The sequence below is a fragment of the Flavobacterium luteum genome, from assembly GCF_008806775.1.
GTDB lineage: Bacteria > Bacteroidota > Bacteroidia > Flavobacteriales > Flavobacteriaceae > Flavobacterium > Flavobacterium luteum.
On record NZ_WAEM01000003.1, the window covers coordinates 49,955 to 76,389 of the forward strand.

The window sequence follows — 26,435 nt, forward strand, 5'->3', positions numbered from 1 at the left end:
TGTTTAATGTTGTACAAAAAACTATATATTTGATTTTTTAATACAAACTTAAAACAGGAAACACATGTCTATTTGGAAACGAAAACCTTTATCACAATTATTAAATGAAGCTTCAGAATCTGAAAAAGGGTTAAAGAAAACATTAACCGCACCTGGATTAGTAGCCCTTGGTATAGGAGCAATTATTGGTGCAGGATTATTCTCCATTACTGGTTTAGCAGCTTCAATGAATGCGGGTCCAGCAATAACAATATCCTTTCTAGTAGCTGCTTTTGGTTGCATTTTTGCTGGATTGTGTTATGCTGAATTTTCTTCAATGATTCCTGTTGCGGGTAGCGCATATACTTATTCTTTTGCTACCATGGGAGAATTTATAGCTTGGATTATAGGTTGGGATTTAGTTCTTGAATATGCAGTAGGCGCAGCGACAGTTTCTATTAGTTGGTCGAGGTATTTAGGGAAATTTTTAGGAGGCTATGGTATACATTTAGACGAATCCTATACACTTTCTCCTTTTGAAGGTGGAATTATTAATGCTCCAGCAGTTTTTATTGTTATGGTAATGTCTCTAATTTTAATCCGTGGAACTCGCGAATCGGCTTTTATAAACGGAATAATAGTACTACTTAAAGTAACTGTTGTTTTGGTTTTTATTGCAGTAGGTTGGCAATACATCAGACCTGAAAACTATACTCCATATATCCCTGAAAATACTGGTAAATTTGGTGAATTTGGTTTCTCTGGAATAATTAGAGCAGCTGCAATAGTGTTTTTTGCATACATTGGCTTTGACGCCGTTTCTACAGCAGCTCAAGAAGCAAAAAATCCCAAAAGAGATATGCCAATTGGAATATTACTTTCATTAGCTATATGCACGGTTTTATATATACTTTTTGCACATGTTATGACGGGTGTTGTTAATTATCAAGCTTTTGCTGGAAAAGACGGAATTGCTCCTGTAGCTATAGCCGTAGAAGCCATGGGGACGGCTGGTCCTGACGGTATGATTACACCAGCTTATCCTTGGTTAAACAATGCAATTCTTTTGGCAATATTAGGAGGATATGCATCTGTTATTTTAGTGATGTTAATGGGTCAAAGCAGAGTATTTTTCTCTATGAGTAAAGACGGTTTAATGCCGAAAGTTTTTTCTGAAGTCCATTCAAAATTTAGAACTCCAGCTAAAAATAATCTTTTATTTATGGTTATTGTAAGCCTTTTTGCAGCATTTGTACCTGCAAGAGTGGTTGGAGAGATGACAAGTATTGGAACTTTATTTGCCTTTATTTTGGTATGCATAGGCGTCTTGATTATGCGCAAGAAAATGCCAGATGCTCCAAGAGCATTTAGAACCCCATTAGTGCCTTTTGTGCCTATAGCGGGTGTTTTTGTTTGTTTATTTATGATGGTGTTTTTGCCTTTAGACACTTGGATTAGACTAATTGTTTGGATGATGATAGGATTTGATTTATACTTATTTTATGGTATGAAAAACAGTGTTTTAAACAAAGGGGCGTTCAGTTTAAAAAGTTATAAAACTGTTGCAGGATCTGGATTAGGAATGGTATTCGCGTTAATTGTAATTGCTTTTATACACCATAATGACCCAAATATTGACGATCATTTCTTATTCTATTTTTCTTTACTTTTTGCAGTAATTCACACACTGATTTATGCGTATAGTTTTAAAAAAGTAAGATAAATATCACTTCATAATATTTTGTAAAGGCATTAAAACTTGAATTATCATTTTTTAATGCCTTTTTCAATTGTAAATATTTCATAAGATAATAGATTGAAAATTAAAATTTCACGATATTTGTTAGTATGAAAACCATTTGGGTCGATTTGTTAGACTATCTGCAATTTCTCATCAAAAGAAATCCAGAATGAGTATTTTATTTTTGAAGAAATTTTAAACTTTAATTCAAAAATCTTATATCAAATGCCTTTATATCATAAACTCGGAAATTTTCCACAAAAGCGACACACTCAGTTCGAAAAACCCGAAGGAGGCTTTTATTACGAACAACTTTTTGGCACCGAAGGATTTCACGGTCATTCATCCTTGTCCTATCATTTGCATAGGCCAACACAAGTAAAAGAAATTATTAAATCCTATTCGGTTGAACCCAAAATAGCCATTGGCAAAAATATCAAATCATTACTTTTAAAAGGATTTGAACTCCTCCCAGAAGATGATTTTTTAGAAAGTAGAAAACCCATGCTAGTCAATAAAGACTGTACTATAGGTGTTGCTGCTCCTAAAAATTCACTTACATCTTATTTTTACAAAAATGCCGATGCTGATGAACTAATATTCATACATAAAGGTTCAGGAAAATTGCGAACCATGCTCGGAAATATAAATTTCGAATATGGCGATTATCTAATCATTCCAAGAGGCATAATCTATCAAATCGAATTTGATACTACCGAAAACAGATTGTTTTATGTAGAATCTTTCTCACCATTCTACACCCCAAAACGCTATAAGAATGAGTCCGGTCAACATTTAGAACACGCTCCTTTTTGCGAACGCGATTTCAAAGTGCCTATAGAGCTTGAAACTCATGACGAAAAAGGTGATTTTCTTATCAAAATAAAAAAGGAAGGAATGATTCATGAGGTGGTTTATGCTACGCATCCTTTTGATGTTATAGGTTGGGACGGCTACAATTTCCCTTATGGATTTAGCATTCATAATTTCGAACCCATAACAGGCCGTGTGCATCAGCCACCGCCAGTGCACCAAACTTTTGAAACGGCATCCTTCGTCGTGTGTTCATTTTGTCCACGGTTGTACGATTACCATCCTAAGGCAGTTCCTGCGCCATACAACCACAGCAACATCGATAGCGATGAGGTAATTTATTATGTTGACGGAGATTTCATGAGCCGTAACAACATAGAACAGGGATTTATAACCCTCCATCCCAAAGGCATTCCTCACGGACCAGCACCTGGAGCAATGGAGCGAAGTATTGGTCTTACTAAAACATTAGAATTAGCAGTAATGGTAGATACATTCCGTCCGTTAATGGTAACCGATGAAGCAATGAAATTAGACGATGGGAAATATTATAAATCTTGGTTAGAATAATTTTTAGGAGCTAATTCCTGCTGTTCACTATATCTTTTTCGCCTCGCCATGGCTATGGCAGGCATAAAAGGATGCCGTTACCATCAGGGCTAGACTAACAACAACATTTTAAAATATATTAAAATTCGTGTATAACTGTTTAATAGCCCTATATGTTTAGTAAAACAGTTTACCATAAAAAATAGTAATCATGTCAAAACAAGTTAACTCCGTAAACTACGGACTCGAAAAAATATTCGAAGGAGCACAAGATTTTCTTCCATTAATGGGAACCGATTATATTGAATTATATGTGGGAAATGCCAAACAAGCGGCTCATTTTTATAAAACCGCATTCGGATTCCAGTCGCATGCTTATTGCGGATTAGAAACGGGTGTTCGAGATCGAGCTTCTTATGTTTTAAAGCAAGATAAAATCCGATTAGTATTAACATCCGCATTAACTAGCGATTCACCTATTGGAGAACACGTAAAAAAACATGGCGATGGTGTAAAAATTATAGCGTTATGGGTAGAAGATGCTCAAAAATCTTTCGAAGAAACTACCAAACGCGGCGCAAAAGTGTATATGGAACCAGTTATAGAAAAAGACGAATTTGGAGAAGTTGTCCGATCCGGAATCTATACCTACGGTGAAACGGTTCATATGTTTGTAGAACGAAAAAATTATTCAGGAGCATTTTTGCCAGGATTTATAGAATGGAAATCCGATTATAATCCAGCACCCATTGGTCTAAAATATATTGACCACATGGTAGGAAATGTCGGATGGAATCAAATGAATAATTGGGTCAAGTGGTATGAAGATGTCATGGGATTTGTAAACTTTCTTTCATTCGACGACAAACAAATTCATACGGAATATTCTGCCCTAATGAGTAAAGTGATGAGCAACGGCAACGGAAGAATTAAATTTCCTATTAATGAACCAGCAAAAGGAAATAAGCGTTCGCAAATAGAAGAATATTTAGATTTTTATGAAGGTTCAGGAGTACAACACATTGCCATTGCTACCGATAATATTATTGCTACTGTAACCGAACTAAGAGCAAGAGGCATCGAATTTCTTTCAGCACCTCCAAAAGCCTATTATGAGGCAATTCCCAGCAGATTGGGCGAACACATGAACATGATGCATGAGGATTTGACAGCTATAGAAAATTTGGCCATAATGGTCGATGCCGATGAAGATGGCTATTTATTGCAAATTTTTACGAAACCCATAGAAGATAGGCCAACGTTATTCTTTGAAATCATCCAAAGAATGGGTGCTAAAGGATTTGGAGCGGGAAATTTTAAAGCTCTTTTTGAATCGATAGAAAGGGAACAAGAAAAGCGAGGAACCTTGTAAAAGAAATGTTAAAAATTTTACATAATTATCATAATATAACGTTGTAGTCTCATCATAGCATGATAATTAATGTTAAAGTTGAAATTTAGTTGAAAATTATTCAAAAAAAGTAATTATATTTGCTAAACAAAATAGACGGAGTGGTTTCCTTATATTTTATATAAATTTTCATAATTTATAGTTTTTTTGGTTGGTTAATAGCATAAAAACTCAGTCATTATTTGACTGGGTTTTTTTGTTTTAATATATTTGGAACGAATATTGTATTTTACTACTATATCAACTAAAAAAATAATGAAAAAAATAATTATAGTAGTATTGGTTATTATAACTCTTGGGTTTAGTTCTCAAAAAGAAAGAGCTTTTGATTCGGGCGAGTGGTTTAAATTCAGAGTGCATTATGGCTTATTCAACGCAGGATATGCAACACTCGAAGTGCAAGAGGCAACCAAAAACAATAAAAAAGTATACCACGCTATTGGAAAAGGGTATACTACCGGAATGTCTCGTTTTTTCTTTAGAGTAGATGATAATTATGAAAGTTATTTTGATAAAGAAACAGGTAAGCCTTATCAATTTGTTAGAAAAATAGATGAAGGAGGTTATAAAAAAAACCAAGAAGGATTTTTTAATCAATCAGAAAACAAGATTTTTGTTAAGGATTATAAAAATAAATCCGAGAATACTTTTTTAATTCCTGAAAATACTCAGGATATTGTTTCTGCTTTTTATTACTTAAGAAACTATCCTACGATAGACAAACTTAAAGTAGGCGAATCGATAACAATTGATATGTTTTTTGATAACGAAACTACAAAGTTTAAGTTAAAATTTATTGGAAAAGAAGATTTAGACACTAAATTTGGGCTAGTTCCAACCTTGATATTCAGGCCATTGGTGCAGTCAGGACGCGTTTTTAAAGAAGAAGAAAGTTTAACCGTTTGGATTTCAGACGATGATAATAAAATCCCTGTAAGTATTAAAGCCAGCCTAGCGGTAGGGTCTATAAAAGCCGATTTAGATGCATTTAAAGGACTAAAATATTCTTTTAAAGTAAAATTGAAACATTAAATTGTAATAAAAAAAAACAGAATTCAGTCAATTCTCCAATTCTCAAAAAAACAACTTTTGAAAAAAGTAATCTTACTCATATTCTCTCTTCTTTTTATACTTTCTTGCAACAATATACAAGAAGAAATAATCGAAACGGCAGCAGTGCAAAAGCCAATTATTGAAAAATTCGGATTTAAATATAACGATTTTAATGTTGTTAACGATACAATTGAGTCTGGAGATACCTTTGGAACTATACTCGACAATCAAAATCTAAATGATAAATTAGTTTATGATATTGTAGCAAAAGTAAAAGACACTTTTGACGTTAGGATTATGCGAATTGGTAAACCATATACACTTTTTAGAACAAAAGATAGATATAAAAAATTACAAGCATTTGTTTACCAAGCTGATCGAGGGAGTTACTATGTAGTCGATTTGAGGGATTCTATTTCAGTTTTAAAAAAAATTAGACCAACAAAGATCAAAACCCGAACTATTGCGGGAAGTCTAGACGGTTCTTTATCTGAAGCTTTAAATAAAGAAGGTGTTGACGCTTCATTAGCCAACAAATTAACAAAAGTATACGCCTGGTCTATCGATTTTTTTAAACTTAAAAAAGGAGATAAATTTGGAATTACATTTACAGAAAGATATATTGATGATACCATTTATGACGGAGTTGACAGTTTAAAAGCTGCTTTTTTTGTATATAAAGGAAAAACCATTTATGCATTTCCGTTTGCTCAAAATGAAGCTTCAGGCAAAATCGATTATTATGATGAAGAAGGAAAAGCACTCAAAAACTTTTTCCTTAAAGCGCCACTTAAATTTGTAAACATAACTTCACATTATACTAAAAACCGTTTTCACCCCGTTCAATTAATCTGGAAAGCCCACAAAGGAACCGATTATGCCGCACCTACAGGAACGCCAATTATGACTACAGCATCGGGAGTGGTAGAGCAAACAGGGTTTACAGCAGGAAACGGAAATTTTGTAAAAGTAAAACACGACCGAACGTATTCAACACAATATTTACACATGTCTAAAATATTAGCTCGAAGAGGACAGCGTGTCAATCAAGGCGATGTAATTGGAAAAGTAGGTAGTACAGGACTTGCTACAGGACCACATGTGTGTTATCGCTTCTGGAAAAATGGTATTCAAGTAGATGCTTTGCGCTTAAAACTCCCAAACTCCGAACCCATGGATAAAAGTAATTTACCCCGATTTTTGACTTTAATGAAACCTCTCAAACAACAATTGGATAACGTTTCAAAATTAAAAAACTAAAATTAATTGAATCAACTCTTAAATAGACTAATAAATTTACATGCAAATACTGTAAATTTGCACCTCAAATAAAAAAATAATGGCATTAAACACTACAAACCCAACAACAACAGCATCTTGGAAAAAACTTAAAAACCACTTTGAAAACTTACAAAATGCGTCAATGGTTACCATGTTTAAAGAAGATGCTTCTAGAGCCAATCAGTTTCATATTCAATGGAATGACTTTTTAGTTGATTATTCTAAAAACATCATTAATCAAGAAACGATGGATTTGTTAGTTGAATTGGCAAACGAAACTCAACTGAAAGATGCAATCACTAAATATTTTGATGGCGACAGCATCAATCAAACCGAAAATAGAGCTGTTTTGCATACTGCCTTGCGATCTCCAGCATCGGCAAACATAAAGTTTGAAGGCGAAAATGTAATACCAGAGATTTTTGAAGTAAAAGATAAAATAAAAAGCTTCACTAATGAAGTAGTAAACGGCTATAGAAAAGGATATACTGGAAAAGCCTTTACTGATGTAGTAAACATTGGAATTGGAGGATCAGATTTAGGACCAGCAATGGTTGTTGAAGCCTTACAATATTATAAGAATCATTTAGATGTTCATTTTGTTTCAAATGTAGATGGTGATCATGTAAATGAAATCATCAAAAAATTAAATCCAGAAACGACTCTTTTTGTAATTGTTTCTAAAACATTTACAACGCAAGAAACACTAACTAATTCTGAAACGATTAGAAAATGGTTTTTACAATCAGCAAGCAAAGAAGATGTTGCGAAACATTTCGTGGCAGTTTCTACCAATATTAAAAATGTTACTGAATTTGGAATTAATGAAAGCAATGTTTTTCCTATGTGGGATTGGGTTGGAGGAAGATTTTCTCTTTGGAGCGCAGTAGGGTTGTCTATTAGTTTAGCAGTAGGTTTTGATAATTTTGATAAATTATTAAAGGGAGCCAATCAAATGGACGACCATTTTAAAAATGAATCGTTTGATAATAACATTCCAGTTGTATTAGCACTATTAAGCATTTGGTACAATAATTTTTTTGGAGCAGAAAGCGAAGCTATCATACCTTATACTCAATATTTACAAAAGTTAGCACCTTACTTGCAACAAGGAATAATGGAAAGTAATGGTAAAAGTGTGGGTCGTGATGGGAAGCCAGTAAATTATCAAACAGGTACTATTATCTGGGGAGAGCCTGGTACTAATTCTCAGCATGCCTTTTTTCAATTGATTCACCAAGGAACTAAATTAATTCCAACAGATTTTATAGGATTTGTAAAACCGTTAAACGGGGATAAAGATCATCATGATAAATTAATGTCAAACTTTTTTGCTCAAACAGAAGCCTTATTGAATGGTAAAACTGCTGCTCAAGTTCAAGCCGAATTTGATAAGCAAGGAGTTTCTCCAGAAAAAGCAGCTTTTTTATTGCCTTTCAAAGTGTTTTCAGGGAACAAACCTACTAATACACTACTTATACAGCAATTAACTCCAGAAAACTTAGGGTCATTAATAGCTTTATATGAACACAAGATTTTTGTACAAGGTATTATTTGGAATATTTTTAGCTACGATCAATGGGGAGTAGAGTTAGGAAAACAGTTGGCTACCTCTATTTTAAATGAAATTAATGCTGAGAAAATTAATAATCACGACAGCTCCACAACCTTTTTATTATCTCATTTTTTGAAGAATAAATAGAATCTTGTTAATTTTTTTATAAAACCTCAAAATGTTTTGAGGTTTTTTTATGCTTTTTTTCTTATATTTGATTACCAAAAAATAAAATTATGTACACTGTCATTCAAAAATTTCACTCTGGCTGGGCTTATTTAGCACTATTGCTTTTAGTTATAGTTATTGCAAATACTTTAATTGGATTGTCGTCTAAAAAAGAGTTCACTTCCATAGACAAAAAAATTGCGTTATTTGCTTTAATAAGCGTTCATATTCAATTATTGGTTGGATTGATTTTATATTTTATTTCGCCACGAGGTAAAGCATCGTTAGGACAAATGAGTGACAGCGCCTTAAGATTAACTTCTTTGGAACATCCATTAATAAATATCATAGCAATTGTATTAATTACAATAGGGTGGTCTAAACATAAAAAAGCTATAGAATCTTCTGCTAAATTTAAGGCTATAGTTGTTTTTTATGGCATAGGATTAGTACTTATTTTGAGTAGAATTCCGTGGTCGTTATGGTTTCAAAAATAGAAATAGTGAGTCCTGGAAAGGACTTTTTTTTTCCAATATTCTGTTTTTACCAACCAGAGTGTAACTAATAAAGGTTCAAATGAAAAAAGCAATAACAATATTTTTATCGATAGCTATAATTGGTTTGGTAAGCAGTCAAATCGTAACAAAAGAAAAAGCTAAAACAGTTGTTCAAAAAGACTCTATTAAAAAAGATAAAGCAACTTTACAGCCAGAAATTGTTTTTAACGATTCAATGATTGTTGTAAAAGGAGTTTTTAAACCTTTTAAAAACAATGTTGTGGCCTCTTATTATGCGGATAAATTTAATGGACGAAGAACTGCTAGCGGTAAAAAATTTGATAACACAAAATATACAGCCGCTCATAGAAAACTACCTTTTGGAACAAAGCTAAAAATTACCAATGAAGCTAACGGAAAATCAATAATTGTTGAAGTTACAGATAGAGGCCCTTTTTCAAGAGGTAGGGAAATAGATTTGACAAAAAAAGCTTTTATGGAAATAGCATCAAACAAAAGCAGTGGCGCTTTTAAAGTAAAAATAGAGATGGTCAATTAGTTTTCACCATTCTTTAAAAGGTTTTTGGCTTATGTATGAATTGTAAAATCTATTATCGTTTGTAACTTCTTTACCCAACCAATTTGGCTTTTCGAAAAGTTCTTCTTCTGACGACAATTCTATTTCGGCAATAATCAAACCATCGTTATCACTATGAAAAACATCTACTTCAAAAACATGTTTTCCAACACGTATTTCATAACGCGTTTTAAGTATTATTCCCTTTTCGCAGAGGGCTAGCAATGGTTTTGCTTCCATTAATGCAATTTCTGTTTCCCATTCAAAGCGAGTGACTCCAGAGGCATTATTTTTGCCCTTGATAGTTAGAAATCCGCTTTCCCCTTTAATGCGAATTCGAACCGTTCTATCGGGATTAGAGTTTAAATATCCTTGTGCAATTTCATGCTTAGCAAAAGCCTGTTTTTTAAAATCTTCAGAAGTGACTAGAAATTTTCGTTCTATTTCGATCATAAGTAATTTAGTAAAGTATTATTATCAAAGATATTATAATTATTTTTATTTGATGTAATCCAAATTATTTTCAGAATCTGTTTCTAAATTTGTACTATGCAAGAATTACAACAAAGCCGAAAAATTATTCATATTGATATGGATGCTTTTTATGCATCTGTTGAACAAATGGACAATCCTGAATTAAGAGGAAAACCACTAGCCGTAGGCGGAAACGAAATTAGGGGAGTGGTTTCGGCAGCCAGTTATGAAGCACGAAAGTTTGGGGTTCGAAGTGCTTTAAGCGGTGTTTTAGCTAAGAAATATTGCCCAGAATTAATTTTTGTAAAGCCAAGATTTGAGCGTTATAAAGAAATTTCAAATAAAATCAGAAATATATTTTACGACTATACCGATCTCGTAGAACCACTTTCATTAGACGAGGCCTATCTTGATGTAACCGAAAACAAGAAAGGAAATCCAAGCGCAACACTTATTGCAAAAGAAATAAGGCAAAGAATTTTTAATGAGATTGGCTTGACTGCCTCTGCTGGAATTTCAATTAATAAATTCATAGCCAAAGTAGCAAGCGATTATAATAAACCAAATGGTCAAAAAACAGTTAATCCAGAAGATGTTTTTTCGTTTTTAGAAGAATTGCCTATCCGAAAGTTTTATGGAGTTGGTAAAGTTACTACTGAAAGAATGTATCAATTGGGCATTTTTACAGGACTGGATCTTAAAAGCAAATCGCTTGAGTTTTTAGAAACCCATTTTGGTGCTAAATCTGGTAATTTTTACTTTAATGTGGTTAGAGGAATACATAATAGTGCAGTAAAATCAGATAGAATTACAAAATCGGTTGCTGCTGAGCATACATTTAATGAAAATTTGTCTTCTGAAATTTTTATGGAAGAACCGCTTCGTATCATTGCAGAGCAGTTGGAAAAGCGATTAAAAAAACACAAGATTGCAGGAAAAACAGTTACATTAAAAATAAAATATAGCGATTTTTCTCAACAAACCAGAAGTAAAACATTGCCTTACTTCATTTCAGATAAAGCGTTGTTGTTTGAAACAGCAAATGAGTTATTGTATCAAGAGCGCATGAAAAACTCGGTTCGGTTACTGGGAATTTCGCTCAATAATTTAAATACAGAAATAAAAAAACAAGTAGTTGTACAATTAAAATTTGATTTTTAAAATCAATCTACTTCGTTGAACAAGTGTTAATTACTGTATATTTAATGTAAAATTATTATTTACGATTATATTTGCAAAAAAATATCTAATCATGTCCTCATTAAAACAATATGACGAAGCAATTGCTAACTATCATGGAAGTCTTACTATAAAGACAGTTCCACTTGTTTCATGGGAGTTTAATCATATTTTATTAGACTATATAACGTCTAGTTTTTTAGATATAAATAAAATAAAAACCATCGCTTTAAACCGAAAATGGCAAAAAGATGATTGGGATTTATCATCCATTTTAAAAGAGGAAGTTATTATTGTAACTGATTACAAGTTGTCAATAGTTTTTGCTTCTTCAAATTTATCTAAAATGAATGGATATTATGAAGAAGATGTTTTAGGAAAAAGTCCTAAAATGTTTCACGGAAAAGAAACGTGTTTACAAACTTCAAACGAAATTAGAGAAGCGGTACAACAACAAATTCCATTTGAAAAAACAGTAGTCAATTATAAAAAAAACGGAGAAACATATAATTGCAAAATAAAAGGTTTTCCAATTTTTGATAGTAAAGGTGAACTCTGCAACTTTATTGCTTTCGAGAAAGCTGCGTAAAGTAAAATTCTTAATAAATGAAAAACCCTTTGAAAATAGATCAAAGTGTTTTTCATTTTTAGTAGTATTAACGACTTCTATATTAATCTCTACTGTAGAGTTTAGATAATAATCGTAAAAATTCTATATACAACCATACTAAAGTAATCATTAATCCCATTGCTCCAAACCATTCCATATATTTTGGAAGTTTTCTATGCACACCATTTTCTATTTCATCAAAATCTAAAAATAAGTTTAAGGCAGCAATGACTATAACAAAAACACTAATTCCAATACTCATTAAGGAACTTCCATGATGTACAGGTACAAAGCTAGTAAACATTGAAAACAACCACGATATTAAATAATAAGTAGCTATGGCTAATGTCGCAGCCACAACAACCGATTTGAACTGTTCAGTAACTTGTACAATTTTATATTTGTATAGAAGCAAACAAACTACGAAAGTAACTAATGTAGCAGCCACAGCTTCTATTACAATTCCAGGATATTTGATTTCAAAAATGGCTGATATTCCTCCTATAAACAAACCTTCGAACAAGGCATAAGCGGGTGCCAAATAACCAGAATATTGCGGTTTAAATACTGATATTAAAACCAAAACAAAACCTATAATAGCTCCTGAAATTGCTGGGACTAATGGGTTCATTCCGTTAAAGGTTAACCACCAAATCACCATTGCAGAAGCGCTTAGTAATAGAAATAAAATAAAACTTTTATTTATAGTGCCTGACAATGTCATCTCTGTATTGTAGTCTATTATAGTAGCAGTATGAACTTCCTCTTTTTTAGATAAAGCCGTAGAACTAAAAATTTTATTATTTAAAAATGGATTTTTTGAATTCATATCATTTAGTATTTATAGGTCAAAAGTAAAATATATTTTTAAGAGTAGGAGGTTTTGATAATTTTTTTTGAATCCTAAAGCGAAAAAAAAAATCCGACCTTTATACAGATCGGATTGATTATATATTGGTTTTTAGAAATTATTCTATTTCAGATACTCTTAATGTATTTACCATTCCTTTATCAGTAATTGGCATTGCTGCTAAATTAATAAGAAAATCGCCTTTTTTTACGAATCCTTTTTGTCTTGCAATTTCATTTACGTCAGTAACAGTATCATCAGTACTAACATTTTTTGCGTAATAAAATGATTTTACTCCCCACAGTAAATTAAGTTGTGTTAAAATTCTTTTATTAGAGGTAAATACTAAAATATGAGCGGATGGTCTCCAAGCCGAAATTTGAAAAGCCGTATAACCACTATTAGTTAAAGTACAAATTGCTTTAGCTTTTATCACATTAGCCATAGTTGCAGCATGATGGCAAATAGTTTTGGTAATAAATCTATTGGTTCTTACTTGTGGTGTGTTTTGTGGCACTTGTATAAGCGGAGAATCTTCAACTGCTTCGATAATTTGAGTCATTTTTTCAATAACCTGAACCGGATAATTACCAGTTGCAGTTTCTCCAGAAAGCATAACCGCATCAGCTCCATCCATTACAGAGTTTGCAACGTCATTTACTTCTGCTCTTGTTGGAGTTAAACTTGTAATCATAGTCTCCATCATTTGAGTGGCAACAATTACAGGAATACGAGCAGTTTTTGCACGTCTTATCAATTCTTTTTGTACTAAAGGTACTTCGTGAGCAGGAAGTTCAACGCCTAAGTCTCCACGAGCAACCATTAATGCGTCACAATAGGCTACAATTCTATCAATGTTTTCTAATGCTTCTGGCATTTCTATTTTTGCAACAATTGGAATTTTATATTCGGAATGCTTTGCAATTAATTCTTGTAGGTCTTGCAAATCTCGGGGTGTTTTTACAAACGAAAGCGCTATCCAATCTACATTTTGTTCTATCGCAAAAATGGCATCTGCAATATCTTTTTCAGTCATTGCGGGTAATGATATTTTTGTATTAGGAAGGTTAACCCCTTTTTTAGATTTTAATTCCCCACCCTGAATTACCTTGGCAATAACTTCGGTTTTTTTATCGGTTTCGACTATTTCAAAAATAAGTTTTCCATCATCTAATAATATTCTTTCGCCAGGATTTACATCGTTAGGAAAGTTTTTATATTTCATGAAGACTTTTTTTGCTGTTCCAATGATGTCTTCAGCAGTAGTAAAATTGATTAAATCACCGTCATTTACTACAACACCATCTTCCATAACTCCTACACGAAGTTTTGGCCCTTGTAAGTCACCCAAAATTGCAGTTGTATAACCAAATTCTTCATTAAGACCTCTAATTATTTTAATTTTCGCTTTTACATCCTCGTAATCAGCATGCGAAAAGTTTACTCTAAAAACATTTACACCAGCATCTATCATTTTTTTAATGATTTCTCGGGTACTGCACGCAGGGCCAAGTGTGGCTACAATTTTCGTTTTTTTGTTTGTCGACATTTGTTTTAAAAAATTAAATTGTTTTTTGATTTTATTTTCTCAGGAATTACAGCATATACTGTCGCAATTCTATCAATTGTATTGATTGTTTTAATTATTTGTTCTAGATCAAAAACACCTTTGTTGTTTTTTATTTTCAAAAAATAATCTACTCTTTTTAGTTCAGGAAGCAAATATACTTTTGTGGCAATTTCTACATCGGTATTCAAAAATAAATTTTGCCCTATACTTTTCTTTTTTATAACAATTTCGTTTCTATTCGGTATTAAACTCCAATGAATGTCATTTTTTAAATCATCATAAATAAATTTCAAAAAAAAAGTTTCCCCTTCTTTAACTGTTACACTAATATCTTCATTGCTTTTACTTAAAACAATGGGCAATTTCTGATTGAGAAAATAGGCTAATCGATAATCTTCCAAAACGGAATGTATGGCGATTAGTTCATAATCTATTTCATCAAACTCATCAAGATGTAACTTGAGTACAGCCATTTTTATTAAAAAATATCCCGTAAATGTAGTATAATTTAAATAAGAATAAACAACAAAAAAAAGAACTTAGCAACGAAAACGATATAGTTTTATTGATTTAAGATTATTTCATGTCAATTTTTTCTTGAAATGCAAAATAGGCTCTTCTTGATGCAATTTCTTCTGCCTTCTTTTTGGAAGAGGCCCTAGATTTTGCGATAACTTTGCTATCAATACTTAATTTTACACCATATAACCTTTCCCCACTAATGCCGTTGTCTTCAAAAACATCATAATGAAACGATTTTTTTTCTTTTTGACACCACTCAATAAGTAAACTCTTGTAACTAATCACTTTGCCTTCTAGTCTAGCAATATCTACATAGGGCACTATAACCCTTTTTTGAATAAATTTCTCACAATAGGAATAGCCTTGGTCTAAGTATATGGCACCTACTAAAGCCTCAAAAATATTCCCGTGAATATTTTCACCAAAATGATTGACAGGAACTTTGCTTTCCACAAATCGAATTAATTTTAGATCTCGTCCTAATTCATTCAAATGTTCCCTGCTAACAATTTTAGAACGCATTTTAGTTAAGTAGCCTTCATCACCTGTTGGGACTTTATTAAAAAGATGCGCTGCAATTACTGAACTTAGCATGGCGTCTCCTAAAAACTCCAAACGTTCATAGCTAATGGCATTTCCTTTTTCATCCAATTTATTCAAGGAACGATGTGTAAATGCTTTTTTATAATTTTCTAATTGTAAAGGCTTAAAACCTATAATATTTTCAATTTCATTAAAAAAAATCCCGTCTTCAAGAGAACGGGAATTTTTAAATAATTTTTGTATGATACGTTTCAAAATTTTATAAATCTAATTTTTTAACTAGAACACAAGCATTGTGCCCACCGAAACCAAAAGTATTACTCATTAAAACTTTTACATCTCTTTTTTGTGCTTTATTAAAAGTAAAATTTAATTTAGGATCAATATTTACATCATCTGTAAAATGATTAATTGTAGGAGGAATAATACCGTATTTTATAGAAAGTATACAAGAAATAGTTTCTATAGCTCCCGCAGCGCCTAGCAAATGCCCCGTCATTGATTTTGTTGAATTCAAGTTCATTGTATAGGCATGATCCCCAAAAACATGTAAAATAGCTTTACTTTCCGCCAAATCGCCTAATGGAGTTGAAGTACCGTGCATATTAACACCATCTACATCTTCAGGTTTTAATCCAGCATCTCTTAGACAATTTATCATCACATTTTTAGCACCTAATCCTTCTGGATGAGGAGCTGTAATGTGATGCGCATCTGCAGACATTCCACCACCTCCAATTTCACAGTATATGTTAGCACCACGTGCAATAGCATGATGATATTCTTCAAGAATTAATGCACCAGCACCCTCTCCTAAAATAAAGCCATCACGTTCAGCATCCATTGGTCTTGAAGCTGTTTTCGGGTCGTCATTTCTAGTTGATAAAGCATGCATGGCATTAAAACCACCCATCCCTGCAATAGTTACTGCAGCTTCAGATCCGCCAGTTACAATAACATCGGCATGACCCAAACGAATATAATTGAATGCATCAATCATTGCATTTGTTGATGAAGCGCATGCTGAAACGGTTGTAAAGTTTGGTCCTCTAAAACCATATTTTATAGAAATATGACCACCAGCAATGTCGGCTATCATTTTCGGAATAAAGAAAGGATTGAATTTAGGAACACCATTACCTAGAGTAAATTCAGTAACTTCTTGTTGAAAAGTTTCTAATCCACCAATACCAGAACCCCAAATTACTCCAACACGGTCTTTATCTAAATTTTCGAAATCAAATTTTGCATCGTTAACAGCTTCTTCGGCAGAAACCATGGCATATTGTGCATATCTATCCATTTTCCGAGCTTCCTTACGATCTAAAAAATCTTCTACATTGAAATTTTTTAATTCGCAAGCAAATTTAGTTTTGAAATGGGTGGTGTCAAAATAGGTAATTGGAGCTGCTCCGCTAACGCCATTTATTAATCCGTTCCAATATTCCTGAATGTTATTCCCAATAGGAGTAAGCGCACCTAAACCTGTAACAACAACTCGTCTTAATTCCATACGTTTTGTTTTTAAATTATGAATTTAAAAAATAATACCTATGCTTTCTTCTATGTATAAATCATAAAAAGACATAGGTATTACAATAAATTATACTATAGATTGAAATACAATCAGAGATTTAAAAATGTAAAAATAAAAAACACCCGTAAACTTATAAGTATACGGGTGTGAATTTATTATTTTTTAGCTTCTTCGATGTAAGAAATAGCTTGACCAACAGTAGCGATGTTTTCTGCTTGGTCGTCTGGAATTTGAATATCAAATTCTTTTTCGAACTCCATGATAAGCTCAACAGTGTCTAATGAATCTGCTCCTAAATCATTTGTGAAGCTTGCTTCTGTTACAACTTCGTTCTCGTCAACGCCTAATTTGTCTACGATAATCGCTTTAACTCTTGATGCAATGTCTGACATAATCTTTAATTTTAAATTTAATTTGTTGGCAAAAATAAAAAACTTTATCTTAAAACAACGGTTTAGTTAATAAATATAGTTACGAATTTAAAAAAAAAAATTAACAAACACATCTTAAATCTATTTATTATTCTTTTTTTTGTACATAACTAATTTAGTGATAAATGAAAAAAATTGTTCTATTTGCTTCTGGATCGGGCACTAATGCCGAAAACATAATACTGCATTTCAAAAACAGCAGTCAGGCAAATGTAGTTGCAGTTTTCTGTAATAATCCTAAAGCCAAAGTATTAGATAGGGCTAAAAATCATCATGTTCCTACCGTTGTTTTTTCTAAAGAGGATTTAAAAACAGAATTAATCTTACAAAAACTGAATGATTTTCAACCTGATTTAATTGTGCTTGCTGGTTTTTTATTACAATTTCCAGATAATATAATTCAATCGTTTTCAAATAAAATAATAAACATTCACCCCGCTTTATTACCAAATTACGGCGGAAAAGGAATGTATGGATTGAATGTTCATAGATCGGTATTAGAAAATAAAGAGAAAGAAACTGGAATAACTATTCATTATGTGAATGAGCATTATGATGAAGGTAAAATAATTTTTCAGAAAAAAGTTTCTATTCAAGATTGCTCAACAGCAGATGATATTGCAATAAAAATTCATGAATTAGAGCAAAGGTATTTTCCTAAAGTTATCGAGAAACTTCTAACTTCTAACTTCTAACTTTACATTTTGGAACACGAAGTACATATCTATACAGATGGAGCTGCCAAAGGAAATCCCGGAAACGGTGGTTATGGTGTAGTTCTGGAATGGGTAGGAAAATCCTATCGAAAAGAATTTTATGAAGGATTTAGGCATACTACTAATAATAGAATGGAATTATTGGCGGTAATAGTTGGTTTAGAAAAATTAAAGAACCTTAAAACGGCTGTTTTGGTTATTTCTGATTCTAAATACGTTGTCGATTCAGTTGAAAAAAAATGGGTTTTTGGCTGGGAGAAAAAAGGTTTTGCAGGAAAAAAAAATCCTGATTTATGGAAAAGGTTCTTAGTTATTTACAGAAAACACAACGTCGACTTTAAGTGGATTAAAGGGCACAACAATCATCCGCAAAACGAGCGTTGTGATGAATTAGCCGTTATGGCTTCTTTTCAAAACAATCTCTCAGTAGATGAGTTTTATGAAAAAGTGGAGGATAAACTTTTGTGAAAACTTTGCAATTCACAACCTTTGCAACTTTGTAACTTATAAACTATCTTTGCCCCTTAATTCGAAACTCATCAAATGAATAAATTATTGATTGTTGGAACCGTTGCTTTCGACGCTATAGAAACCCCTTTCGGGAAAACAGATAAAATTTTAGGTGGAGCCGGAACTTTTATAGGACTATCAGCTTCTCATTTCAATTTGCAATCCGCTATTGTTTCAGTGGTTGGCGATGATTTCCCACAAGAATATTTAGATTTGTTAACATCAAGAAACATAGATATTTCTGGACTTGAAGTAGTAAAAGGAGGAAAAACCTTTTTCTGGAGCGGTCGTTACCATAACGATATGAACTCGAGAGACACTTTGGCTACAGAGTTAAACGTATTGGCCGATTTTAACCCTATTGTTCCTGAAAGTTTTAAAGATGCAGATGTGGTAATGCTTGGAAACTTACACCCAATTGTGCAAACTGGAGTTTTGAATCAAATGACGAAAAAACCAAAATTAGTTGTATTAGATACAATGAATTTCTGGATGGATTGTGCATTACCAGAATTATTGGATGTAATTAAAAATGTTGATGTAATTACAATAAACGATGAAGAAGCTCGTCAATTATCAGGAGAGTATTCACTAGTAAAAGCTGCGGCTAAGATTCATACATTGGGACCAAAATATGTTGTGATTAAAAAAGGAGAACACGGAGCATTAATTTTCCATGACGAACATATTTTCTTTGCTCCAGCATTACCATTGGCTGATGTTTTTGATCCAACAGGAGCAGGAGATACTTTCGCAGGAGGCTTTGCAGGATTCATTACTCAACAAGGAGATGTTTCATTTGAGACCATGAAAACGGCTATTATTCAAGGTTCTAATTTAGCTTCTTTCTGTGTTGAGAAATTTGGCACCGAAAGAATGTTGGAACTGAATAAAGAAGACGTGAGCCAACGATTGAAACAATTTAAAGCCTTAACACAATTTGAAATAGAATTATCATAAATTTATGCCTCGATTTTCGGGGCATTTTTTTTACACAACTACTAACAACACAACAACAACTACAATGAGCGATGCAATTAAACATGAATGTGGGATTGCCCTTTTACGATTAAAAAAACCATTAGAATTTTACAAAGAAAAATATGGTTCCGCCTTTTATGGAATACAAAAAATGTATCTCCTCATGGAGAAACAGCATAACCGAGGACAGGATGGTGCTGGATTAGCCTCTATAAAATTAGATGTTAATCCCGGGGAACGATACATTAGCCGAGTTCGTTCTAACGACTCTCAAGCTATTCAAGATGTTTTTGCCCAAATCAATGATAGGATTAACGAAGAGATGGCTTTACATCCTGAATTTGCAGATAATGTAGCACTTCAAAAAGCAAACATTCCTTACATAGGTGAGTTATTCCTAGGTCATGTACGGTATGGAACTTTTGGAAAAAACAGTATTGAAAGTGTCCACCCTTTTTTGCGTCAGAACAATTGGATGCATAGAAACCTGATTTTAGCCGGAAATTTCAATATGACCAATGTAAAAGAACTTTTTAATAGTTTAATTGAAATTGGCCAGCATCCTAAAGAAATGGCAGATACTGTAACAGTGATGGAAAAAATTGGCCATTTTCTTGATGACGAAGTGACTGATTTGTATTTAGAATGTAAAAATAATGGATTTACAAAAAGAGAAGCTTCTCCGATTATTGCCGAGAAATTAGATATTGCAAAAATTCTTAAAAAGGCTTCAAAAAATTTAGACGGAGGATATGCAATGGCTGGACTTTTAGGTCATGGTGATGCTTTTGTTTTTAGAGATCCTGCAGGAATTCGTCCAACTTATTTTTATCAAGATGATGAAATTGTAGTTGTTGCTTCTGAAAGACCAGTGATACAAACCGTTTTTAATGTAGATTTTGAGAAAGTTCAGGAATTGCAACCTGGAAATGCATTAATCATTAAAAAAAACGGAAAAGTCACCGAAGAAAATATTTTAGTACCAACGATTAAAAAAGCCTGTTCGTTTGAAAGAATTTATTTTTCAAGAGGAAGCGATGCTGAAATTTATCAAGAACGAAAAAACTTAGGAAAATTAATTCTTGCCGCTGTTTTAGAAGCTATAGATAATGATACTGATAATACAGTGTTTTCTTATATCCCCAATACGGCAGAAACATCTTTTTACGGGATGGTCGAAGCTGCACAAGATTTTTTAAATCAACGAAAAAACAAATTTATTCTTGATAATAGAAAAACGTTAACTAAGGAAAAACTGGAAGAAATTCTCGCAGTAAAAATTAGAACTGAAAAAGTAGCAATTAAGGACGCTAAGTTAAGAACGTTTATTACAGAAGATAGTAGTCGAGATGATCTTGTAGCTCACGTATATGATGTAACATACGGAATTATAAAACCAACAGATAATTTAGTTATTATCGATGATAGCATTGTAAGAGGCACAACGCTTAAAATGAGTATTATAAAAATGATGGACAGGCTAAAGCCTAAAACCATCGTGATTGTATCATCAGCGCCACAAATTCGCTACCCAGATTGTTATGGAATAGACATGGCAAAACTAGAAGGCTTAATTGCATTTAGGGCGGCTTTAGAGTTATTAAAAGAAAGAAATTTATACCATATTGTTGATGAAGTGTATCTGAAATGCAAAGCGCAAGAAGACATGAAGGACACTGCAGTTATAAATTATGTTACGGAAATTTATGCGCCATTCCATCCACAAGAAGTTTCGGATAAAATTGCAACTTTGTTAAGTTCTCCTGAAATAAAGGCTGAAGTAAAAATTATTTTTCAAACTGTGGAGAATTTACATATTTCATGTCCTAAAAATCTAGGAGATTGGTACTTTACTGGCGATTATCCAACTCCAGGAGGAAATCGTGTTGTAAATCGTGCTTTTATGAATTTTTATGAAGGAAAAGACACAAGAGCCTACTAAATATCGAGATTTAAGCATTTTATCGAGTTTCGGTGTATTTCATCTAATTTATTTGTTAAGTTAATATTGTCAGTATACATTTGGTAAACCATAGCATAAGTAGGTTAAGTTTATGGTAGATTTGGGGCAAAAAGGGTGAAAGAAATTTCACCTTTTTTATTTTATAAAATTTTGAATTTCATCACTTTATCGAGTTTCGGTGTATTTCATCTAATTTATTTGTTAAGTTAATATTGTCAGTATACATTTGATAAACCATAGCATAAGTAGGTTAAGTTTATGGTAGATTTGGGGCAAAAAGGGTGAAAGAAATTTCACCTTTTTTATTTTATAAAATTTTGAATTTCATCACTTTATCGGGTTTCGATGTACTTCATCTAATTTATTTGTTTAGTTAAAATTGTCAGTATATATTTGGTAAACCATTGCGTAAGTAGGTTAAGTTTATGGTAGATTTGGGGCAAAAAAGGTGAAAGAAATTTCACCTTTTTTTGATAACTTAAATAGTTAAAACTTTAAATCTTAGCTTTTTAAAAAATATTTTTACTACAGAAAAAAGAAGGCTGCCCTGAAAACTTTCTAGTCTTTAAACCAAAACTATTAATTTTAAAGTTGAAAAAGGTTTAAAAAACCAGTAAACATTTAAATTCCACACTTATTTCAATCCATTTCCAATTTATTTTTTAAAAAAATACTAAAAATTATATTATTGTTATTACATTTGAGCTACCATTTATTTAGTAGGTTTAAGTTTATGGTAGATTTGGGGCAAAAAGGGTGAAAGCAATTTCGCCCTTTTTATTTTTAGGGAAGTCAGTTTTTTTAAATTAGAAGTGGCATTAAATTTTATGTAAAAAGTTAAGGGATTGGGTATTTTGCAATTTGCAAAACGCCCAATCCCTTTTTGATAAGTATATATGACTATTTAGAAAAATATGAAAAATGAATTTATTTTTCTAAGGCATATCTTCTTGATACTTCAGTCCAATTAATTACATTAAAAAAAGCTTCTATGTAATCAGGTCTTCTATTCTGATAATGTAAATAATAAGCATGCTCCCAAACATCCATTCCGAGAATTGGAGTTCCACCACAACCTACTTCTGGCATCAATGGATTGTCTTGATTTGGGGTGCCACAAATATCAAGCTTACCTCCTTTGTGTACACAAAGCCAAGCCCATCCTGAACCAAATTGAGTTATACCTGTTTTTGAAAATTTAGCTTTAAATTCTTCAAAGCTATCAAAAGCACTTTCTATAGCTGCAAGTAAATCTCCAGTAGGAAGACCACCTCCGTTAGGAGTCATTACTGTCCAATACAAATTGTGATTATAAAAACCACCACCATTGTTACGAACGGCTGTGTTTTTTTTATCAAGATTAATTAAAATATTTTCGATAGTCTTACCTTCCATATCTGTTCCTGCAATTGCAGCATTAAGATTAGTAATGTAAGCATTATGATGTTTTGTGTAATGAATCTCCATCGTTCGAGCATCAATATAAGGTTCTAATGCGTCATAGGCATAAGGTAATTTTGGTAATTCAAAAGCCATAATAAGTTAGTTTTAATAATTAAAATAAAAATCAAATTTAAACAATTAACTTTGGAATTTAAATATTAACTTGTTATAATTTTATAAAAACATTTTAATCATATAATAGCGATTCATATCGTTTTAATATCGTTAAAAAAGGCAAAACCTTTTAATATACAAAATTATGCAAAGACCTTCTTTTTCTATATATGATGCATCGGCAGGATCAGGCAAAACGTATGCATTGGTGAAGGAATATCTTAAAATAATTCTTACAGCAAAGCAGAATGATGCTTATAGAAACATTCTTGCCATAACCTTTACCAATAAGGCAGTTTTTGAAATGAAAAGCAGAATTGTAGGCAGTTTATCTGAATTTGTTAAAGAAGATCCAAACCAAAAAGCATTAGATTTGATTCATGATCTAGTTCTAGAAACAAACCTTTCAGTTGTACAAATAAAAGAGAAAGCCCAAAAAATCATTAAGCATATTATTCATAATTATGCCGCATTTGACATCTCTACTATTGATAAATTTACACATAAAGTAATTCGTGCTTTTGCTCATGATTTGAACTTGCCCGTGACTTTTGAAGTCACTCTAGACACAGAAAACCTTTTGAATGAAGCTGTCGACGCCATAATTGCTCAAGCTGGAGAAGATGAGGTTTTAACAAAACTGCTTATCGATTTTACGATGGAGAAGACCGACGACGATAAAAGTTGGGATATTTCTAGAGAAATTTTAGAAACTGGAAGATTGGTTTTAAATGAAAACAATAGAAATGAAATATTACAATTACAGGATAAATCCATTCAAGATTTTATTACCATTAAAAATAAGTTAGAAAAAAACTGTCTTGTTTTAGTATCGGAATGCGTAGTGTTAGCAAACGATGTTTTATCTTTAATAGAAAAAAAAGGGATAGATTTAAAATCATTTTCTAGGGGAACATTTCCCAATCACTTACAAAGTATTGTAGCCGGAAAATTCAATCCTAAAAACAAAATGTTTCGGGAGTTTGAAGATATTTCAGTCAATAAAACCGCAAAAGATTTTATTGTTATAGAAAATTGTATTCCTGAATTTTTACAAATTCTAAATCAAATTTATATTACTTTTGAAAAGAGAGACTTTTACAAAGCGTTTCTTAAAAATATAACTCCCCTCACGCTTTTAAATACCGTGAGTAACGAATTAACCAAAATTCAAAAAGAGCAAAACATATTGTCTATTTCTGAGTTTAATGCTTTAATTCACAATGAAATTCAAAACCAACCAGCTCCTTTTATTTATGAAAGATTAGGCGAACGGTACCGTCATTTTTTTATTGATGAGTTTCAGGATACTTCTGAAATGCAATGGCAAAACTTAATTCCACTTATCGACAACGCAACTTCAAGCGAAATAGATGGTGAAAAAGGAACTTTAATGATTGTTGGCGACCCAAAGCAATCTATTTACAGGTGGCGCGGTGGAAAAGCAGAACAATTTATAGCTTTGAGTAAAAATGAAAATCCGTTTAATAATCCCGAAAAAGTACTACAACATTTAGATAAAAATTATCGAAGTTATTCAAAAATCATTGACTTTAATAACGATTTCTTTCAACTTTTATCCGATGAGTTTGAGAATCAAGATTATAAAGATTTATATAAAAACCATAGTCATCAAAAACCAAATAGTAAAACGGGTGGTTATGTAAATATTTCTTTTCTGCCAGAAATACAAGAGCAAGAAGAGCGTGAAAATGAAGAAGTTTTAGAAAAAACCGATTTGTATGTTACAGCAACATTAAATACGATTCTAAAAGTGTTAAAACAAGGTTTTGAATATAAAGACATTGTTATACTTTCCAGAAAAAGAAGTCAAGGAATTGCCATTGCCAATTATTTAACAGAACAAAAAATCCCGCTTTTATCTTCAGAAACCTTGATGATTCAAAATGCAACCGAAGTTCGATTCATTATTCAGGTACTAAAATATCTAAGAAATACTTTAGATCTCGAAGCCAAAGCGTATTTCTTAGAATATTTGGCTCAAAACAGTCAAAATCAATTGCCAGTACATGATTTTATTGCTCAAGGAATGGCGTTAATTAAGGAAATTGAATTTGAAAACTGGTTCGAAAAGTTCTCTATTAATGTGTCTTTTCAAAACATTCGTAAAAAGTCATTATACGAAGCGGTAGAAATTATCATTTCTAAATTTCTGAATCATACAAAAAGTAATGCTTATGTGCAGTATTTTTTAGATATAGTTCTTGAACGGGACATTCGTAATCAATCAGGAATTTCAGATTTTTTGAATTACTGGGATAAGAATTCGGAAAAATTCAGCATTCCTTCACCAGAAGGAACTAATGCGGTTCGAATTATGACCATACACAAATCTAAAGGGTTAGAATTTCCTGTGGTAATTATTCCTTTTGCCGAAAATGATTATACTAAAGATCCGAAACAAAAATTATGGATTAACACTAAAAACGAAGCCGATTTTGGCTTTGAAAAAGTCTTAATTGATAACAGTAGAGCGGTTGAGGGTTTTGGGGTAGAAGCGCTTGAAGTATACAATCAGAAGAAACAGGAAGAATTACTGGACAATATTAATGTTCTATATGTCGCTTTAACCCGTGCGGAAGAACAATTATATGTTATTTCAAGTATGAATTTGTCCCGAAATGGAGAAGTACCAAAAAATAATATGTGTGCCTTTTTTATTAATTATTTAATCAACAAGAACCAGTTTAAAGAAAATAAATTAGAATACGAATTCGGAAACCCAATTCGATTGTCAAAAAATGAGCAGCATGTCGAAACTTCTAAAACAATTCCATTGGTAGCTGAGGTTCTTAATGCCAAAAATATTAAAATTGCCCAAAGAGAAGCATTAATGTGGGGCACTCATCAGCAAGATGCAATTGAATATGGAAATATAATTCATGAAATATTAGCATTAGTAAAAACCAAATTCGATATCGATTTGGCAATCAAAAAATCAATAGAAAATGGAAATATAACCGTTAATCAAAATGAATTGGTGTTTAAAACAATTCAAGATATTGTACATCATTCAGAACTTTTTGATTGTTTTTCAGAAGGGAATATAGTAATGAATGAACAAACAATTATTCAAAAAGAAGGGCCTACAATTAAACCTGACCGAATAGTATTAAATAAAGATAACGAAGTTTTTCTAATAGACTATAAAACGGGTAAGCATGATACAAAATATCAATTGCAATTAAATAATTACCAAAACGCAATAGAAAAAATGGGTTACAAAGTTATAAAGAAAGCTTTAGTTTATATAGGAGAACAAATTGAAGTAGTAAACTTTTAAACCTATGTTTTTATTTACTTTATTATTTAAAAATAAGCTTTTTAAATTCAATAACACTCAAAAA

General features: G+C 32.1%; 23 protein-coding genes. 15 read left to right on the forward strand and 8 right to left on the reverse strand.

Annotated elements, in window-relative coordinates:
- The first annotated feature begins 64 nt into the window (after window positions 1–64).
- The 8 genes from F6464_RS07450 (at window position 65) to F6464_RS07485 (ending at window position 9,606) form a co-directional block, all read left to right on the forward strand.
- Window positions 65–1,702: an amino acid permease gene (locus F6464_RS07450; protein WP_151107186.1), complete on the forward strand. Its 1,638-nt coding sequence runs from the start codon at window positions 65–67 to the stop codon at window positions 1,700–1,702.
- Window positions 1,703–1,945: 243 nt separating this feature from the next.
- Window positions 1,946–3,103 (forward strand): homogentisate 1,2-dioxygenase, encoded by a 1,158-nt coding sequence (locus F6464_RS07455; protein WP_151107187.1) that lies wholly within the window; start codon window positions 1,946–1,948, stop codon window positions 3,101–3,103.
- A gap of 190 nt (window positions 3,104–3,293) precedes the next feature.
- Window positions 3,294–4,454: a 4-hydroxyphenylpyruvate dioxygenase gene (gene hppD / locus F6464_RS07460; RefSeq protein ID WP_151107188.1), complete on the forward strand. Its 1,161-nt coding sequence runs from the start codon at window positions 3,294–3,296 to the stop codon at window positions 4,452–4,454.
- 294 nt (window positions 4,455–4,748) lie between these two features.
- Window positions 4,749–5,525 (forward strand): DUF3108 domain-containing protein, encoded by a 777-nt coding sequence (locus tag F6464_RS07465; RefSeq protein WP_151107189.1) that lies wholly within the window; start codon window positions 4,749–4,751, stop codon window positions 5,523–5,525.
- A 57-nt stretch (window positions 5,526–5,582) separates the two neighbouring features.
- Window positions 5,583–6,806, forward strand: coding sequence for a M23 family metallopeptidase (locus F6464_RS07470; RefSeq protein WP_151107190.1), 1,224 nt, complete (start codon window positions 5,583–5,585; stop codon window positions 6,804–6,806).
- A 79-nt stretch (window positions 6,807–6,885) separates the two neighbouring features.
- The gene (pgi, locus tag F6464_RS07475) at window positions 6,886–8,529 is read left to right on the forward strand and encodes a glucose-6-phosphate isomerase (RefSeq protein ID WP_151107191.1); all 1,644 of its coding nucleotides are present in this window, start codon (window positions 6,886–6,888) and stop codon (window positions 8,527–8,529) included.
- 89 nt (window positions 8,530–8,618) lie between these two features.
- Entirely contained in the window at window positions 8,619–9,047 is a 429-nt protein-coding gene (locus F6464_RS07480; protein ID WP_151107192.1) for a hypothetical protein, read from the forward strand.
- 79 nt (window positions 9,048–9,126) lie between these two features.
- A complete protein-coding gene (locus F6464_RS07485) occupies window positions 9,127–9,606 on the forward strand; it encodes a septal ring lytic transglycosylase RlpA family protein (protein ID WP_151107193.1) in 480 nt (159 codons plus the stop codon).
- 3 nt (window positions 9,607–9,609) lie between these two features.
- On the opposite strand, the gene F6464_RS07490 is transcribed toward F6464_RS07485, so the two are convergent.
- Window positions 9,610–10,077 carry a CYTH domain-containing protein gene (locus F6464_RS07490; protein ID WP_151107194.1) on the reverse strand — a complete coding sequence of 156 codons (468 nt, stop codon included), beginning with the start codon at window positions 10,075–10,077 and terminating at the stop codon, window positions 9,610–9,612.
- Between the two features lie 96 nt (window positions 10,078–10,173).
- Here F6464_RS07490 and dinB point away from each other — a divergent pair, with 96 nt between their 5' ends.
- On the forward strand, window positions 10,174–11,259 hold the full coding sequence (gene dinB / locus F6464_RS07495; RefSeq protein ID WP_151107195.1) for a DNA polymerase IV: 1,086 nt from the start codon (window positions 10,174–10,176) through the stop codon (window positions 11,257–11,259).
- Window positions 11,260–11,350: 91 nt separating this feature from the next.
- Window positions 11,351–11,866: a PAS domain-containing protein gene (locus tag F6464_RS07500; protein ID WP_151107196.1), complete on the forward strand. Its 516-nt coding sequence runs from the start codon at window positions 11,351–11,353 to the stop codon at window positions 11,864–11,866.
- Between the two features lie 82 nt (window positions 11,867–11,948).
- Here F6464_RS07500 and F6464_RS07505 read toward each other — a convergent pair whose 3' ends face one another.
- From F6464_RS07505 to F6464_RS07530, 6 genes are all read right to left on the reverse strand, one after another.
- Window positions 11,949–12,716, reverse strand: a complete 768-nt coding sequence (locus F6464_RS07505) for a Bax inhibitor-1/YccA family protein (RefSeq protein WP_151107197.1) — start codon at window positions 12,714–12,716, stop codon at window positions 11,949–11,951.
- A 139-nt stretch (window positions 12,717–12,855) separates the two neighbouring features.
- The gene (gene pyk, locus F6464_RS07510; RefSeq protein ID WP_151107198.1) at window positions 12,856–14,286 is read right to left on the reverse strand and encodes a pyruvate kinase; all 1,431 of its coding nucleotides are present in this window, start codon (window positions 14,284–14,286) and stop codon (window positions 12,856–12,858) included.
- Window positions 14,287–14,291: 5 nt separating this feature from the next.
- On the reverse strand, window positions 14,292–14,780 hold the full coding sequence (locus F6464_RS07515) for an IPExxxVDY family protein (RefSeq protein ID WP_151107199.1): 489 nt from the start codon (window positions 14,778–14,780) through the stop codon (window positions 14,292–14,294).
- A gap of 103 nt (window positions 14,781–14,883) precedes the next feature.
- The gene (rnc, locus tag F6464_RS07520) at window positions 14,884–15,627 is read right to left on the reverse strand and encodes a ribonuclease III (protein ID WP_191963337.1); all 744 of its coding nucleotides are present in this window, start codon (window positions 15,625–15,627) and stop codon (window positions 14,884–14,886) included.
- Window positions 15,628–15,631: 4 nt separating this feature from the next.
- Window positions 15,632–16,885, reverse strand: coding sequence for a beta-ketoacyl-ACP synthase II (fabF, locus tag F6464_RS07525; RefSeq protein WP_151107200.1), 1,254 nt, complete (start codon window positions 16,883–16,885; stop codon window positions 15,632–15,634).
- Between the two features lie 179 nt (window positions 16,886–17,064).
- Window positions 17,065–17,301, reverse strand: coding sequence for an acyl carrier protein (locus F6464_RS07530; protein WP_007137004.1), 237 nt, complete (start codon window positions 17,299–17,301; stop codon window positions 17,065–17,067).
- A gap of 164 nt (window positions 17,302–17,465) precedes the next feature.
- On the opposite strand from F6464_RS07530, the gene purN reads away from it, so the two are divergent.
- The 4 genes from purN to F6464_RS07550 all read left to right on the forward strand — a co-directional run bounded on the left by purN (window position 17,466) and on the right by F6464_RS07550 (window position 21,489).
- Window positions 17,466–18,035: a phosphoribosylglycinamide formyltransferase gene (purN, locus tag F6464_RS07535; protein ID WP_151107201.1), complete on the forward strand. Its 570-nt coding sequence runs from the start codon at window positions 17,466–17,468 to the stop codon at window positions 18,033–18,035.
- Window positions 18,036–18,044: 9 nt separating this feature from the next.
- The gene (rnhA, locus tag F6464_RS07540) at window positions 18,045–18,524 is read left to right on the forward strand and encodes a ribonuclease HI (RefSeq protein WP_151107202.1); all 480 of its coding nucleotides are present in this window, start codon (window positions 18,045–18,047) and stop codon (window positions 18,522–18,524) included.
- A gap of 75 nt (window positions 18,525–18,599) precedes the next feature.
- Window positions 18,600–19,526 (forward strand): PfkB family carbohydrate kinase, encoded by a 927-nt coding sequence (locus F6464_RS07545; RefSeq protein WP_151107203.1) that lies wholly within the window; start codon window positions 18,600–18,602, stop codon window positions 19,524–19,526.
- A 64-nt stretch (window positions 19,527–19,590) separates the two neighbouring features.
- The gene (locus F6464_RS07550) at window positions 19,591–21,489 is read left to right on the forward strand and encodes an amidophosphoribosyltransferase (protein WP_151107204.1); all 1,899 of its coding nucleotides are present in this window, start codon (window positions 19,591–19,593) and stop codon (window positions 21,487–21,489) included.
- A gap of 948 nt (window positions 21,490–22,437) precedes the next feature.
- Here the strand turns inward: F6464_RS07550 and F6464_RS07555 are convergent.
- Window positions 22,438–23,046, reverse strand: coding sequence for a superoxide dismutase (locus F6464_RS07555; RefSeq protein WP_151107205.1), 609 nt, complete (start codon window positions 23,044–23,046; stop codon window positions 22,438–22,440).
- A 166-nt stretch (window positions 23,047–23,212) separates the two neighbouring features.
- Between F6464_RS07555 and F6464_RS07560 the strand changes: the two genes are divergently transcribed.
- Window positions 23,213–26,371, forward strand: a complete 3,159-nt coding sequence (locus tag F6464_RS07560; RefSeq protein ID WP_151107206.1) for a UvrD-helicase domain-containing protein — start codon at window positions 23,213–23,215, stop codon at window positions 26,369–26,371.
- Window positions 26,372–26,435 lie beyond the last annotated feature (64 nt).